The 13,888-nt window shown below is 66.9% G+C and carries 14 protein-coding genes and 1 pseudogene; 2 read left to right on the top strand and 13 right to left on the bottom strand.

Going from position 1 to position 13,888, the window contains the following annotated elements:
* The 12 genes and pseudogenes from B7G52_RS22045 to B7G52_RS21985 form a co-directional block, all read right to left on the bottom strand.
* The coding region (locus tag B7G52_RS22045; protein WP_096699814.1) for a 3-hydroxylacyl-ACP dehydratase at window positions 1-497 on the bottom strand (497 nt) is incomplete at its 3' end.
* On the bottom strand, window positions 491-1,321 hold the full coding sequence (locus B7G52_RS22040) for a beta-ketoacyl synthase chain length factor (RefSeq protein ID WP_096699813.1): 831 nt from the start codon (window positions 1,319-1,321) through the stop codon (window positions 491-493). The genes B7G52_RS22045 and B7G52_RS22040, both read right to left, overlap by 7 nt.
* A gap of 7 nt (window positions 1,322-1,328) precedes the next feature.
* Window positions 1,329-2,531 carry a beta-ketoacyl-[acyl-carrier-protein] synthase family protein gene (locus tag B7G52_RS22035; RefSeq protein WP_096699812.1) on the bottom strand — a complete coding sequence of 401 codons (1,203 nt, stop codon included), beginning with the start codon at window positions 2,529-2,531 and terminating at the stop codon, window positions 1,329-1,331.
* A 73-nt stretch (window positions 2,532-2,604) separates the two neighbouring features.
* A complete protein-coding gene (locus B7G52_RS22030; RefSeq protein ID WP_096699811.1) occupies window positions 2,605-3,306 on the bottom strand; it encodes a phosphatase PAP2 family protein in 702 nt (233 codons plus the stop codon).
* Window positions 3,303-4,115, bottom strand: a complete 813-nt coding sequence (locus B7G52_RS22025) for a polysaccharide deacetylase family protein (RefSeq protein WP_096699810.1) — start codon at window positions 4,113-4,115, stop codon at window positions 3,303-3,305. Before B7G52_RS22025 ends, B7G52_RS22030 begins: the two co-directional genes overlap by 4 nt.
* The gene (locus B7G52_RS22020) at window positions 4,099-6,453 is read right to left on the bottom strand and encodes an MMPL family transporter (RefSeq protein WP_096699809.1); all 2,355 of its coding nucleotides are present in this window, start codon (window positions 6,451-6,453) and stop codon (window positions 4,099-4,101) included. The genes B7G52_RS22025 and B7G52_RS22020 overlap by 17 nt, the downstream gene beginning before the upstream one ends.
* A complete protein-coding gene (locus tag B7G52_RS22015) occupies window positions 6,450-7,055 on the bottom strand; it encodes a LolA-related protein (protein WP_096699808.1) in 606 nt (201 codons plus the stop codon). The genes B7G52_RS22020 and B7G52_RS22015 overlap by 4 nt, the downstream gene beginning before the upstream one ends.
* The gene (locus B7G52_RS22010) at window positions 7,052-8,029 is read right to left on the bottom strand and encodes an acyl-CoA synthetase (protein WP_096699807.1); all 978 of its coding nucleotides are present in this window, start codon (window positions 8,027-8,029) and stop codon (window positions 7,052-7,054) included. Before B7G52_RS22010 ends, B7G52_RS22015 begins: the two co-directional genes overlap by 4 nt.
* Window positions 8,026-9,721, bottom strand: a pseudogene (locus B7G52_RS22000) (AMP-binding protein). The gene B7G52_RS22010 and the pseudogene B7G52_RS22000 overlap by 4 nt, the downstream one beginning before the upstream one ends.
* Window positions 9,722-9,781: 60 nt before the next feature.
* Window positions 9,782-10,453: a hypothetical protein gene (locus B7G52_RS21995; protein WP_096699804.1), complete on the bottom strand. Its 672-nt coding sequence runs from the start codon at window positions 10,451-10,453 to the stop codon at window positions 9,782-9,784.
* Window positions 10,450-10,764, bottom strand: a complete 315-nt coding sequence (locus tag B7G52_RS21990) for a phosphopantetheine-binding protein (RefSeq protein WP_371329057.1) — start codon at window positions 10,762-10,764, stop codon at window positions 10,450-10,452. The genes B7G52_RS21995 and B7G52_RS21990 overlap by 4 nt, the downstream gene beginning before the upstream one ends.
* Window positions 10,765-10,950: 186 nt before the next feature.
* Window positions 10,951-11,895, bottom strand: coding sequence for an inositol monophosphatase family protein (locus B7G52_RS21985; protein ID WP_096699802.1), 945 nt, complete (start codon window positions 11,893-11,895; stop codon window positions 10,951-10,953).
* Window positions 11,896-11,995: 100 nt separating this feature from the next.
* On the opposite strand from B7G52_RS21985, the gene B7G52_RS21980 reads away from it, so the two are divergent.
* Together B7G52_RS21980 and cysE are read left to right on the top strand one after the other, a co-directional pair.
* Window positions 11,996-12,829 carry an RNA methyltransferase gene (locus B7G52_RS21980; protein ID WP_096699801.1) on the top strand — a complete coding sequence of 278 codons (834 nt, stop codon included), beginning with the start codon at window positions 11,996-11,998 and terminating at the stop codon, window positions 12,827-12,829.
* A gap of 9 nt (window positions 12,830-12,838) precedes the next feature.
* Window positions 12,839-13,615, top strand: a complete 777-nt coding sequence (cysE, locus tag B7G52_RS21975; RefSeq protein WP_096699800.1) for a serine O-acetyltransferase — start codon at window positions 12,839-12,841, stop codon at window positions 13,613-13,615.
* Here cysE and B7G52_RS23885 read toward each other — a convergent pair.
* Window positions 13,597-13,888 (bottom strand): hypothetical protein (locus B7G52_RS23885; RefSeq protein WP_205853107.1); only part of this gene is annotated, 292 nt, incomplete at its 5' end. The two genes, cysE and B7G52_RS23885, sit on opposite strands and share 19 nt — an antisense overlap.

Genomic DNA, 13,888 nt, shown 5'->3' with positions numbered 1-13,888 from the left:
GTGGAGGGGGACAGCGCCAGCGCCGATGCGTCGAGCACCACCACGGCGCGGCCGCTGAGCAGGGGCTGGTCGCCGGCCTGCACGGCAAAGCTGTACAACACGGTGTTGTCGTCGCCGGTCAGCCGATCGGCGCGGATGGTCAGCTCGCCTGCGACCGTGTCCAGCCGGTCGACGAACAGCGTGACGCTGCGCATGCTGGCCAGGTAGCCGGCGCGCGGCGGCGTGGTGGCGGCGTTCGCGCCGGCCAGGGCTTCGGCCACCAGTGTGCCGTGCACGGCCATGGCCTGCGCGGCGTATTCCACGCCGCAGGCGGCACCGAGCCGGCCGTGGGCCCGCAGCGGATGGTCGGGCGCGTGGTGGCTGCTGGCTTGGCAGATGATGTGCTGGGTGTCCCAGGCGGTGACGCTGTCCAGCAGGCACATGGTGCCCTGGTGGGGGATGCGGCGCGCGATGTCTTCGTGCTGCAGCGTGGCCGGAAGATGCGCAGCGCTCAGCATGGTCCCACCTGCACGGCCAGCTGCAGACCATCGAGGTAGTCGATCACGACACTGCCGGCGTCCTGCGTGGCCACACTGCGCAGCAGCGGCAGGCTGCGCGCCGCGGGAATGCTGGCGCGCAGCTGCTCCAGCGCGCTGTCGGCCATGGCGGTTGCGCTGGTGCCGGTGAGGCAGGTGGCCGGTGCCAGGGTCCACTTGGCCAGGCTGCGTTCGCTGCGTTGCGGGGCCAGCACCAGGGCCACGCCAAAGGAGTCCGGCAGGGGCCGCACACTGTGCAGCGGTTCGGGGTAGTCGGTGTCGTAGGCGACCAGCAGGACGGCCGTCTGATCGACCGCTGCCTGCACCACTGCCTCGAGCAGGCCGGCCGCAAAGCTGCCATCGTAGGCGCACAGCACGGAGGATGTCGCCATCGAGCCGCTGGAGATGCTCCAGTAGCCGGAAGAGGCGTTGTGCACCGAGTTGTGAAAACGCGTGGGCGAGATCAGTCTGTCGCCCGATGCCAGCGCGCTGCAGATTTCATGGCAATTGATGGCGTCGCCGCTCGATGATGAAAACACCGAGGGCAGCCTGGCGGCGGACAGGCCCGAGGCCGTCACGGCTTCCTGGCCGACGGCCAGCGAGACCTTGACCACGGCGCCCGCGCGGCGGCGTTCGGCCGGGGGCAGGGCCATGGGCAGCGGCAGCACGCAGCGCGCCGACTCGTAGGGCGCAGTGCCGGCCAGCTGTTCGCGGCCGGGCGCCCAGCCTGACAGGCCCGGGCCCAGCAGGCCGATGCCTTCGACATAAACCGTGAGGGACGGTGCAGCGGATGCGGGATGTGTCATCGTCGTCTTACCCGGCACGGCCAAAAATCAGGCTGCAGTTGGTGCCGCCGAAACCGAAAGAATTGCTCAACACGCGCCGGACGGCCTGCTCGCGGTTGTGCAGCAGGTAGTTCAGGGGCAGGGCCGGGTCCAGCTGCTGGGTGTTCAGGCCGGCCGGCAACAGGCCGTGCTGCAGGGCCAGCGCGCAGATCACCGCCTCCAGCCCGCCCGCCGCACCGAGGGTGTGGCCGGTGGCGCCCTTGGTGGAGCTGCAGGGCGTGGCCGATCCGAACAGGGCCGCCACGGCCCTGGTTTCGGCCGCGTCGTTGCTCGGCGTGGCCGTGCCATGCAGGTTGATGTAGTCGATCTCGGCTGCGTCCAGCCCGGCCGTGGCCAGGGCCTCCTGCATGGCCATGCGCGCGCCCAGGCCCTCGGGGTGGGGCGAGGACATGTGGTGGGCATCGCTGGATTCGCCGATGCCCAGCAGCAGCACGGCGTCGTCGTTCAATGGCTCCAGCGGGTCCGGCACCGGCTCGAGCAGCGCGAAGGCCGCCGCTTCGCCGATGGAAATGCCGTCGCGTTCGACATCGAACGGCCGGCAGGCTTGGGTGGAAATCAGGCCCAGGGAATTGAAGCCGTACAGCGTCGTCAGGCACAGGGAATCGACACCGCCGACCACCGCGGCGTCGATCAGGCCGGCTGCCATCATGCGGTGCGCCGAAGCAAACACCTTGGCGCTGGACGAACACGCGGACGAGACCACCACCGCTGGACCGGCCAGGGCCAGGACCTGGCGTGTGAAATCGGCCACGGAAAAAGTGTTGTGCGTGGTCCGGTAGGAAAAGTCGGGCGGGAAGGCGCCGGTGGCCGGATCGAGCCGGCGGTAGGCCAGCTCGGTCTGCAAAATGGCCGAGGTGCTGGTGCCGATGAAGACGCCGATGCGATGCGCGCCGTATTTTTGGCTGGCGGCTGCAACGGCTTCTGCAAAACCGTCCTGCATCAGGCCCAGCAGTGCGAGGCGGTTATTGCGGCAGTCAAACGCTGCCAGTGCTGCGGGAAGCGCCACGGCGTCCACCGCCGCCACCTCGCCGACAAAGGTGGGCAGGTCGACCGTGTCAAACGCGCAGGGCGCAAGGCCGCCGCGCTGCCCGCGCAGGGCGTTGAGGGTTTTCTGGAGGCCGCGACCGATGCTGCTGGTCGCGGTGAAATGGGAGAGCCAGAGCGGGTTCAGAAGAAAACTAGCCGATCTAAAAGTGAAGTCATGTTAGCAAATTCCACCGGAAAAACTGCGATCCAGGAGACGGTCAGACAGCGAGGTAGGGACAATGGTGGTTGGCCCGGGTGCGCACCACGTGGCGCAGCGACAACCACGCCGCGAAAGTCCCCAACAAGAGCCCGGCCCACATGTCCACGGCCACATGCTGGCGTGTGGCCACCGTGGAGTAAACAATGCCGAGGCACCACAGTGCATTGGTCAGGTATGCCCACGGCGGCGCGCCAAAACGGCGCAGCAGGTGATGCAGCCAGAAGCCCGAAAAAACGGCGGTGGCGACATGCAGGGACGGGCAGGCGTTGCCCGCGGCATCCATGTTCTTGAGGAAGTCCACGCCCGGGTACAGGGTCCAGTCGATGTCAGCCGCGGGAACCGTCGTGGGCCAGAAATAGAAAACGACCAGCCCGGTCAGGCAGGTGCCGGCCATGGCCAGGCTGTAGACATAGAGTTCGCGCCGGCTCGCGAGGAAGGCCGGCGGCAGCGACACATACACCCACAGCGACACATACAGCGACAGGGCCATCGGCTCAAAGCCGATCAGCCGGTCCAGCCATGTGACCGGCATCACGGTGACAGGGTAGGCGGGGTTGTTGAGCACATAGAAGTAGGCGGCAAAAAACACGGCAATAAAAGCCGGAATGCCTATGCTTTTGAGGACCACGTCGCGGGGCACAAGCTGTGCGGCCTGGCGGTACCAGGGCAGGGCTTGCGGGCGAACCAGGGTGGTGCTCATGCCAGGGCCTCGGCCAGGGTCACCGGCTTGAGGCGGGCCGCCGCAGCGGAGGCCAGCACGGCGGGCAGGACCTCGAGAATCACCGGGATGCCGCCTGGCGTGCGGGCGGCGTTGCCGTCGTGCAGCAGCACGATGGCGCCGGCCTTCAGGCCATGCAGCAACTTGAGGGTGACCCGCTCCGCATCGCCAACCCGCGTGTCGAAACCGCGTACCGACCAGCTGGCCAGCCGCAGACCCATCCGGGCGAGCACGGGTTCGAGAAAGGGATTGCGCAGGCCGGCCGGCGCGCGGAAAAAGAGCGGTCGCCGGCCGGTGATCGCAACCAGGGTGTCCTGCGCGGCCTGCAGCTCCCGCGCCATGCCGCGCGGCCCCATGACGGAAAAGTTGTGGCGATGGTGCTGGCTGTGGTTCTCCACCGCGTGGCCGCGGCGAACGATTTCCCGGCACAGCTCGGGGTAACGCGCGGCCTTTTCCCCAATACAGAAAAACGTGGCCCGGGCGGCGTATCGGTCCAGCAGGTCCAGCACCTGCGGCGTGACCTGCGGGTCAGGCCCGTCGTCGATGGTCAGGGCAATTTCGTTTCGGGCGGTCGCGGCCGCGGGCAGCCGCGACCAGTTCGGACCCAGCCAGTGGCTGCGCGGCCACAGGCCGACGCCGGCCAGCAGCGCGTGGTTGGCGACAACGACGGCCAGTACCCAGGGCCATAGCCCGGGCGCCGCAACGGCCGTGGCCAGCGCCAGCCCGTGCAGCGCCAGGGAGGCGCGGACCAGCGGGGTGGCGTGCCAGCGCGGCTCAGGCCTGGGCATCATGGGGCTGCCTCGCAAAAATCGCGGCGTACACCAGCGCCAGGATGACGCCGGGCGCCACCGTGGCGCCCATGGCCTGCAGGATGGAAATCTTGGAAAACGCCAGCAGGCCAAAACCCGCGACGGTGGTGAGGTTGGCCAGCGCCATCGAGGCCAGGGTGCGGTGCGAGATGGGGGTCAGGGGATCGGACCGGTCGAAAAACAGGGCGTAGTTCGAGCCCACCGCCACCACCAGCAGCAGCCCCACCAGGTGCAGGATGATCAGCGGCTGGCCGGCCAGGGCCAGGCCCGCCGTGACCGTGATGACCGAGGCGGCCAGGGGCGCGATGACGCGCAGGACACGCGTGGGTGAGCGGAACACCACCAGCAACAGCACGACGATGGAGAGCAGCCCGCCCAGCGACAGCAGTGTGGCTTCGCGCAGGTAGCCGGCGTACAGGCGGTCGGATTCGGCTTTCATGTCCACAAACAGCACATCCGGCGAGCTGTTGCCCAGGGCTGCCCGGATGCGGTCAGCCTGGATGCCTGCGCCTTCCGGCGCCCGAAGCGGCAGCAGCGCGGTCCAGCCACCGCGTGATGGCTGGAGCAGCAGCGCATCGACCGCCATGGCCAGGGAGGTCTGTTCGAGGTCGGTCGCCTGCAGCAGGGGCTGGTTGCGGCTGGTTTCCACGTCGGCCAGAAAGGGCGTGAACACCTGGGCGCGCACCGGCAGGTCCTGTACTGCCTGGGCCAGGCGCGGCTGCAAGACCTCCGCAGACGGCAGGCTGGCCTGGCGCGCACGCTGCGTTGCCATGCTGGGAAGGTAGCGGCTCGGGCTTTCAAACCCGGCGAGTTCGCCCTGGTCCACCTGCGTTTGCAGCAGCGCGGACACCCGCTCGGCGGACACCAGCACCGCTTCCCGGTCGCTGCCGGAGATCACCACGACGTAACGCACATCGGGGGCGCCCATGTCGGCGCGCAGGCTTTCGTCGAGCGCGATGTCGGCTTGCGACACGGGGCTCAGCGAGGAAATTTTTTCGTTGAGCAGCGTGTCGCGGTGGGTCGCGAGGACGGCGCAGGCCGCCAGCAGCAGCACAGCCACCGGCCAACGCAGCGCTGCGGCGCGCCGCGTCAGCTGGCTGAGCACGCGGCCGATTGCCGAGACGTCGTGGATGCGGAACTGCGTCGGCAGCAAATGTGGCAGGACAAACCGCGTCATGACCGCGGCGGCCACCAGTCCGGCAATGGCGTACAGGCCGAGCTGCGCCAGGCCCGGAAAGCCCGACAGCAGCAGCGAGGCAAAGCCGAAGATCGAGGTCAGCACGCCCAGCCGGATCGTTGGCCAGAAACGCTTGACCCAGCTTTCCTGTCCTGCGCCCGCCTGTTCGGATTGCACAAACAGGTAGATGGAATAGTCCACCGCCTCTCCGATCAGCGCGGTGCCGAAGCCCAGCGTGATGCCGTGTACCGCGCCAAAGCCCAGGCTGACGGCGGCCACGCCTGCCAGCACGCCGCTGATGACGGGCAGGAAACCCAGCGCCAGCGCGGTCACCGAGCGGTACACCAGCAGCAGCAGCGTGGCAATGATCACCACGCTGATCAGGGAGAGGCGGCTGACCTGGCTCTGGATGGCCTCACGCGAGGTCACCGAAAAGACGCCGGGGCCGGTCATCACCAGCTTCGCGGCGGGGCTGTCCCCGCGTGCCGTGTCGAAGGCCTGCCGGATGGCGGCCATGGCGCTTTGCTGGGCATCGGTGTCGGACCCGGCGGCGCGCGTCTGCATCAGCATCAGGGCGCGGGCGCCGTCGCGCGACGCCCAGGCGCCGTCGATCAGGCGCGGCTGCGTACCGCTGTCCAGCTGCCCGAGCAGTTGCACCATTTCGCCGGTTGGGTCGCGCGGCAGCAGGGACTTGACCATCAGCCCGGCGGGCGAGGCCAGCAGGTCGATGCTTTCGGCCAGGGCCGCATGCAGGCCGTCGGTGCTGAAGCGTTCAGGGGTGACGAGCGGACTGAGCAGGTAGCGGTTGTTGAACAGGTAAGTCCGGTCGCGTTCCTTGTTGACCGGTTCGCCGTTGTTGACGGCGACAAAAGCCGGGTTGGCGCGCAGGCTGCGGGCGATCTCCTTGGACAGGCGGGCGCGGGCCGGCCCGTCTTCCCCCTCGATGCCGACCAGGATCAGGCGCGAAGCCAGGCCGTCCTTGAGCTGGTCCATCAGGAGCTGCTGTTCGGTCGTCGGATTCCGCGGCAGAAAGGCCGACAGGTCCGTGGTGATCTGGGTACGGCTGATGATGGCGCCGCAGGCCAGCAAAAAGGCCAGCCACAACCAGACCGGCAGAAACTGGCGGCGCAGCAACCGGCTCATTTGGCGGCCAGCTTGTCGATCACCATGACCGAGCGGTCCTTGTCGGTCTGCTCGATTTCAATGGTTCGGACTTCGGCGTGGCTGCCGCCTATGCGGACGCGCTGCACCACTTCCAGCATTTTTGTTTCGATGGGGCGCAGGGTCAGCGTCCAGCGCTCCTCGGAACCTTCCAGGTCGAGGTTGTAGACGCGCCGGAGCGCGACCATGTCGCCGGCCAGCGTGCCGCGTATGCTTTCGGTGAAGGCGACCAGTTCCGGGTAGTCCTGCAGGCGCAGCACCATGCGGCGCTTGCCGCGTTCGACGGTGAGGCTGCCGCCCTCAATCAGCAGCGACTCCGGCCTGGGCTTGAGTGTGCGTTTTTCCAGCCGGTCGGGCGCGGTGTAAAGCAGTTCGCCGGACGACTCCACGGGTGCCTCGAGCAGGGCGATGTATTTCTTTTCGACAAAGCTGGCGCGACCCGACTTGTTTTTTGCCAGGCCCTGCATCAGCTGGGTCACATCCCAGGCGGCGAAGGCGGGGCTGCAGCTGAGGGCCAGCAGCAGGCCGGCACCGGCCAGCCAGGTTTTTCGTGAAGTGGTGGTCAGGCGGGGTGCATCAGTCATGGGGTCGGACCGGGTTGGGGTGCAGCTGCCGGTTTGCCGGCCTGCCAGAAATTGAAAAAATTGAACCAGTTGTAGGGCGCCGCGCGGCAGTGCTGCTCCAGCAGTTCGGCGTAACGCAGCATCGCAGCCTGTACCGCCGCTTCGCGCCCGCCGGCAGGGATGGTGGAGAAATCGGCCAGCGTTTCAAAATGGATATCGTAGCGATTGCCGCCGCCATACAGGCCGACCATGAACAGCACCGGACGCCGCAGGATGGCCGCCATGCGAAACGGTCCCACGGGAAGCTCGGCCGGCTCGCCGAGAAAAGGCACGGACTTCGTGGTGTCCCGGTTCAGGCAGCGGTCGGCCAGCATGCCGACCACACTGCCGGCTTCGATCAGCTCGTGGACGCGCAGCATCGAATCCGCATGCCCCAGCGCCACGATGTCCTGCTGCGCCGCCGGGTTGATGGCGCTCAGGGCGGCATTGATCTTGCGCGCGTTTTCCTCGTACATCACCATGGCCACGCGCAGGCCCGGTTGGCGCCGGCCGATCGCGCGCAGCACCTCGAAGCTGCCCACATGTGCGCCCATCAGAAACACGCCTTTGCGGTCCGCCGTCAGTTCGGCCACGAGGTGCTCCTGGTGGATGCGGATGTCGAAAAGGCCGAAGCGGTCGTTGATCAGGTAGACCCGGTCGTGGATCACGGAGGCGAAGCTGAAAAATTGCCGGAACACATGGCGCCAGGCGACCCGCGCTCCCGCCGGCAGCGCCAGGGCGCGACGCAGGTAGTCGCGCGATGCGCGGCGGGCGGCCGCGTTGGCCACCAGAAAGTAGGCGGCAATGCCGTACAGAACGCAGCGGCCCGCGCTGCGGCCCAGCCGCAGCGAAATCCAGGTCATCACGCGCAGCATCAGCATGTTGCTGCGCTCCGGGCGGTCCCGCCAGGCGGCCTGGCGACCCGCGCCGGACGGACCGGTGGGCGCCTGGCTCATGGGACGCTTTCGAGGGCAAAGGTGCCGGTGGCCACCTGCCGGCCGCCGCCGGAAATGTCAAAACGTGTGTGGCCCGCAGGGGTCGGTGTGCAGGAAATTGTCAGCGTCTCGCCGGGCAGCACCGGGCTGAGGAATTTGGCCGAGGTGATCTGGCAGCGCAGTGCGTGGCCCTGGCCGTTCCCCACGCTCATGCGCGCCTGTGCGGCGGCGTGCAGGGCGGCATCGAGCAGCAGCACACCCGGCACCATGGGCCTGCCCGGAAAGTGCCCGGCAAAAGCGGGGTGACCGGCGGCAAAACAGACCGTCGTGGGTTCACTCTGCACGGGGCGGGCCCTCCTGGGCGGCGGGACTCTGGTGGAAGCGGGCCAGCGCTTCGAGGACGTCGCGCGGCAGCTTGCCGGTGGCGTTGCGTGGCAGGGCATCGAGCAGGACCAGCGGGCGCGGCAGGAAGATGGTGTCTATCCGTTCCTTCAGCGCGGCCTGCACGGCGGCGGCCGTCATGCCGGGGGCCACGACAAATGCCATCAGCCGCACCACGGCCTCGTGGCCGCTGTCGTCAGGCATGAAAAACGCGCCGTCGAGCACGCCGGGGATGCTGTTGAGGTGATGGTTCAGGTAGGCCAGCGAGTTGCGTTTGCCGGCGATATTGACCAGGTCCTCGAGGCGGCCGTGCAGCAGGAAATGGCGGTTGTCGATGACCTGCAGCACATCGTTGAGCGGCACCACCTGTTCGACATGGCCGCCGCAGGCCCACATGCGGTCATCGTGCGGTGTCAGGGTCACCAGCGGAAACAGTTCCCACTGGGCGGTTTGCGCAGTTCGCCGCGACGCGATCTGGCCGGTTTCGGTGGAGCCATAAATCTCGAACAGCGGGGCCTCAAAACGGGCTTCGCAGCTTTGTGCAAGCTGCGGGGCCATGGGCGCCGTGGCCGACACCACGAGGTCCAGCGCGGGCAGCTCAACGGTCGATGCCAGCAGCACGCGCAGATGCACGGGGGTGCTGACCAGCATGCGCGGGCGCGGCACGGCCTTGACAGCGCTGACGATATCGGCCGGGTAAAACGGCTGGCCGGCATGTAAGGCGCCGCCGCTTTGCATGGGCAGCAGGACTGTCGACTCAAAGCCGAACATGTGCTGCGGCGGCACCGTGCCGATGACGGTGCAGGGCGCGGCGTCGTCCAGGCCCAGCCGCAGCGCCTCGCCGCGGGCGCTGCGCACCAGCGAGCCCCATGTCTTGCGATGTGGCAGGGGCCGGCCGGTCGAACCCGAGGTGAACACATCGGCGACCGCCTGTTCGCCGGGGAGAAAAGGGATGTCGCAGGGCGCATCGGGGTCGATGTGAGACGGTCCGTGCGCAAACGCATCCTGGTAGACGAAGCCGGGCAGCTCGATCGCATGGGGGGCGTCTGACAGGCAAAACGAATCAGGCGCCAGGGTGCGCAGCTGGCGCATCATTTCCGGCGTGTGGGTGGGAGGCAGCAGGCTGATCTTTTGCGTCAGCAAGGCGGCGCCGAGGCCGACTGCGAAATGGTAGCGGTCGCTGCAGGCGTTGAGCATGTGTTTGCCCGGCGGCAGCGATGCGGCCAGGTGTTTCACATCGCCCAGGTACTGGCGGACCGTGACGATCTCTCCGTAGCGCCAGGCCAGGATGTCGTCACCACGGGTGTGGCTGATGAGCGCGTAGGTGGTCATGGGCTGGGATGGGCTAGGAGCTTGGGCAGGCAAAGATGTTGCAGCAGCGCGGTGGGCCGGTCAGGGCGAGGGCGGCAGCCCGCCCGCGCTGGCCTGGCGGTAGGCGCGAATCGCCTCCAGCGGACCGGCCCGGTCGGACGGGGCCAGCAGCAACAGGCGCGCCGCGTATTCGGCAGAAAACATCACGACCAGCAGCGGCAGGTTCAGCAGGTTGGCAAAAGCCGACCAGACGCTGACCGGCGCCAGCCAGAACAGCAGCAGCGACAGCGTGGTCATGACGGCGAAATACAGGGTCCAGGCCCAGGTGACCTGCCGGGTGTAGCGGGCCAGGGCGGGCGACAGGCTGCCGTGGATGATGGCGGCAAACCGCGAAACCATGGGCTGCTGGCCGGCGCGCAGGGTGCGCGCAAAGGCCAGGCCCAGCAGCGCCTGCATGCCGGCATGCTGCAGCAGAAACACCCAGTTGTAGTGCTGCACGAGCCAGCCGCTTGCGGCATACAGCAGGACGCAGCCGGCCAGGCACAGCAGCAGCATCCGGGGCCGCTGCGGCGAGCGCCAGGCCAGCACGAGGGCCAGCGCGATCAGCGGCGCGATGGCCACCGCTGCGTCCAGCAGGTCGGGGTGCGGGTCGGCTGACGCAAGGTGCGCCAGGACCGGGTAGGCGACGCAGACGGCGGCAATGGCTGCCCAGCGGACGCCGCGCAGCACTTTTGCCGTCAAGCCAGGTTTCACTTCGTTCTTTGCAGCGCGATGTGGTCGCTCAGGCTGCGCAGCGACTGGAAGATGGCGGTGTTGTCCTCATGGTCGGCGCGCAGCTGCAGGCCATAACGCTTGGACAGGACCAGCGCGATTTCCAGGATGTCGATTGAGTCGAGCCCCAGGCCTTCGCCATACAGCGGCTCATCGGGCAGGATGTCCGCGGCAGCGGTTTCCAGATTCAGGGAAGTGACCACCAGTTCGGCTACTTCACGCATCAGCGCAGCATCGGCTGCAGGCGCGGCAGAGGGTTGGAGGGAGGATTCGGGCATCGTGGTTCTAGGCATGGATTTTCAGGATGTCGGGGCGTTGCGCCGGTGCTGCCAGCCCCCGCGGTTCAGTGATGTTTTGATGGTAACTGACATTGTTTTTTACACGCTGCGCGGCTGTAGGCGGCCGCCCCCGGAGTGTGTCAGACCGAAACGAAACAAGACGTAAAAAGCCCCCGAAAACGCGGTAGCGGCTGGTCCGGTCTAGCCGGCCTCGCTGTCGCCGGATTTGACGGCCCGCGGGGCACGCGGCACGGAGAGTGTCTGGGTGGGCGCGGCGGCCTCGTCAGGCAGGGCGGCATCGAGCACGGCCTGGCGCACGCTGGCCTTGTCGCCGGCGCCCGCAAATTTGCTGTACTTGCCAAGCGTGGTCACCAGCTGGCCGTAAATGCGCGGATTGCCGGCCACACATTCGCCGTGGTCCATGAAGTCGGATTCGCCGGTGAAGTTGCCGATCAGGCCACCGGCTTCGGTGACCAGCAGCGAGCCGGCCGCCACATCCCAGGGCTGCAGGCCGCTTTCAAAAAAGCCGTCGCTGAAACCGGCGGCCACATAGGCCAGGTCGAGGGCGGCCGCGCCCGGACGGCGCACGCCGGCACATTGGCTCATGACTTCACCGAGCATGTGGAGGTAGGGCTTGAGCTTGTCGCCGGGGCGGTAGGGAAAACCGGTGGAAATCAGGCATTCCTGCAGGCGCGTGCGTTTGGCCACACGGATGCGGCGGTCGTTGACGTAGGCGCCGCGGCCCTTGCTGGCGCTGTAAATGTCGTTGCGGTTGGGGTCATACACCACCGCCTGCTCGACCTTGCCGCGCACGGTCAGGGCAATGCTCACGCAGTAGAAGGGGAAACCGTGGATGAAGTTGGTGGTGCCGTCCAGCGGGTCGATGACCCATACGAATTCGGAATCCTTGGCGCCGTGTTCGCTGCCCGACTCTTCGGCCAGGATGCCGTGGCCCGGGTAGGCGGTCAGCAGCGTCTCGATGATGATCGCTTCGGCCGCGTGGTCGACTTCGGTGACGAAATCGTTGGTCTGCTTGGCCGAGACACGGACCGCTTCCACATCAAGCGCAGCACGGTTGATGATGGCGCCGGCGGCGCGTGCAGCCTTGACGGCCACATTGAGCATGGGGTGGAGATTGCTGGACATATAGGGCTAAGAAAGAGCGGAAGGGCTGCGGCCCGGTAACCGGGGCAGGCGACAATATCGCCATTTTACCGGCTCAGGCCGGTTACCCGGCTTTTTATCCATGAAAACGCGCTTTATCCTGATCAACACCAGCCACGCCGGCAATGTGGGCGCCGCTGCGCGTGCCATGAAAGTCATGGGCTTCGGCGACTTGGTGCTGGTGGCGCCGCGCTGGGACAATGTGCTCAGGCGCGAGGAAACCATCCAGCGTTCCAGCGGGGCGCTGGACGTGCTCAAGAATGCCCGCATCGTCGCCACGCTGGACGAGGCGCTGGACGGCATGACCCATTTGTGCGCCACGGCCATGACGCCGCGCGACTTCGGCCCGCCTACCCGTGCGCCACGCGCGCACTTCGCGGCCCTGCTGGGGGGGAATGGTTTGCTATCAAATCAGGAGCTAATTACGCCCGTCGATGCTGGGCTGGAGGCTGATTTCGCTTCAAAGCCGGAAGGGGTGGCTTTTTTGTTCGGCTCCGAGCGTTTTGGCATGCAAAACGAAGACGTTTACCGCTGCCACGTGGCGCTGAGCATTCCGACCGACCCGAAGTTCGGCTCGCTCAACCTGGCGGCGGCGGTGCAGCTGATCGCCTATGACTGGCGCGAGGCGCTGGGTGGTTTGGGCGTGCAGGCGGCCACGCCCGAACCCCGGCTGGCCGATGCCGCCGCCGTCGCTGGCATGCTCGGGCACTGGGAGCAGGCGCTGGCCGACATCGGCTTTCTGGACCCGGCGTCACCCAAAAAACTGATGCCGCGGCTGAACCAGCTGTTCAACCGCGCGCAGCTGAGCCCCGAGGAGATCCACATCCTGCGCGGCGTGGCCAAGGCCATGCGCCAGAAAGCCCACGAAGCTGCCGTCAAACTGGGCGCGCCAGCAGAGTCCCCCGCCAAGCCATAAACTCGCAGCATGTTCTCCAGACTCCGCTCCGACATCCAGTGCATTCTTGAGCGCGACCCGGCCGCGCGCAGCGGCTGGGAAGTGCTGACCTGTTACCCCGGCCTGCACGCGATCATTTTTCACCGGGGGGCGCACTGGTGCTGGACCCACGAGCTCAAATGGCTGGGGCGCTTCATCTCGCAGGTCGCGCGCTGGCTGACCGGCATTGAAATCCATCCCGGGGCCATCATCGGCGAGCGCGTGTTTTTCGACCATGCCATGGGTGTGGTGGTCGGCGAAACCGCCGAAATCGGCGACGGCTGCACGATTTACCAGGGTGTGACCCTGGGCGGCACCTCGCTCTACAAGGGCGAGAAGCGCCACCCGACCCTCGGCAAAAACGTGGTGGTGAGCGCCGGCGCCAAGGTGCTGGGCGGTTTTCTGGTCGGCGACGGCGCCAAGATCGGCAGCAACGCGGTGGTCATCAAGCCGGTGCCGGCCGGCGCGACGGCGGTTGGCATTCCGGCGCGCATCATCCCTTCCAAAACCGGCGAGAGCGCGGATGTGACGACGGCCCAGAACAAGTTCTCGGCTTACGGCATCACGCTGGAAGACGATCCGGTGTCCCAGGCCATGAAGGGCCTGATCGACAACGCAGGCTCCCAGGAGCACCAGATTGCGCTGCTCTGGCAGGCGATCGAGAAGCTGTCTGAAAGCGGCAAGACGCACCCGGACTGCGTGCCGGACGATGCGGCTTTGCAGGAAACCTTTGAGGCTGAGAAGCTCAATCAGTTGATGGGGAAGTAAGGGTCTGTTTTGTCATCCTGGACTTGATCCGGGATCCATGTTTGCCAGCTATTTGCGTTGCCAGGCTTTTGTGGTTCGTCAACAAGCCGGGGGTTGCCCGGCGGCAACTCACTTTTCTTTTGCTTCGCTGTATAGACAGGAGACATGGGAAACAGGTGTTCGGAGACATAGGAAACACCTTGGATTCTCAGCCAGCAGCGTTGAGTGCGCTCAAGTCCAGCCGCATGAAGCGGTGATGGCAGAAGAACACATCGTAGCAACCGTCGCGCGTGG

Source organism: Polaromonas sp. AER18D-145 (genome assembly GCF_002379095.1).
Taxonomy (GTDB): Bacteria; Pseudomonadota; Gammaproteobacteria; order Burkholderiales; family Burkholderiaceae_C; genus Polaromonas.
Note: the sequence above shows the minus strand (reverse complement) of the source record. Positions and strands in the feature narration are given on the sequence as shown.

Excerpts from the sequence above, each read along its gene's own strand:
- cysE (WP_096699800.1), top strand. The coding sequence starts at position 12,839 with ATGTTCTCCAGACTCCGCTCCGACATCCAGTGCATTCTTGAGCGCGAC.
- B7G52_RS22015 (WP_096699808.1), bottom strand. The coding sequence starts at position 7,055 with ATGACTGATGCACCCCGCCTGACCACCACTTCACGAAAAACCTGGCTG.
- B7G52_RS22010 (WP_096699807.1), bottom strand. The coding sequence starts at position 8,029 with ATGAGCCAGGCGCCCACCGGTCCGTCCGGCGCGGGTCGCCAGGCCGCC.
- B7G52_RS22025 (WP_096699810.1), bottom strand. The coding sequence starts at position 4,115 with ATGATGCCCAGGCCTGAGCCGCGCTGGCACGCCACCCCGCTGGTCCGC.
- B7G52_RS22030 (WP_096699811.1), bottom strand. The coding sequence starts at position 3,306 with ATGAGCACCACCCTGGTTCGCCCGCAAGCCCTGCCCTGGTACCGCCAG.
- B7G52_RS22020 (WP_096699809.1), bottom strand. The coding sequence starts at position 6,453 with ATGAGCCGGTTGCTGCGCCGCCAGTTTCTGCCGGTCTGGTTGTGGCTG.
- B7G52_RS22040 (WP_096699813.1), bottom strand. The coding sequence starts at position 1,321 with ATGACACATCCCGCATCCGCTGCACCGTCCCTCACGGTTTATGTCGAA.
- B7G52_RS21980 (WP_096699801.1), top strand. The coding sequence starts at position 11,996 with ATGAAAACGCGCTTTATCCTGATCAACACCAGCCACGCCGGCAATGTG.
- B7G52_RS21985 (WP_096699802.1), bottom strand. The coding sequence starts at position 11,895 with ATGTCCAGCAATCTCCACCCCATGCTCAATGTGGCCGTCAAGGCTGCA.
- B7G52_RS21990 (WP_371329057.1), bottom strand. The coding sequence starts at position 10,764 with ATGCCTAGAACCACGATGCCCGAATCCTCCCTCCAACCCTCTGCCGCG.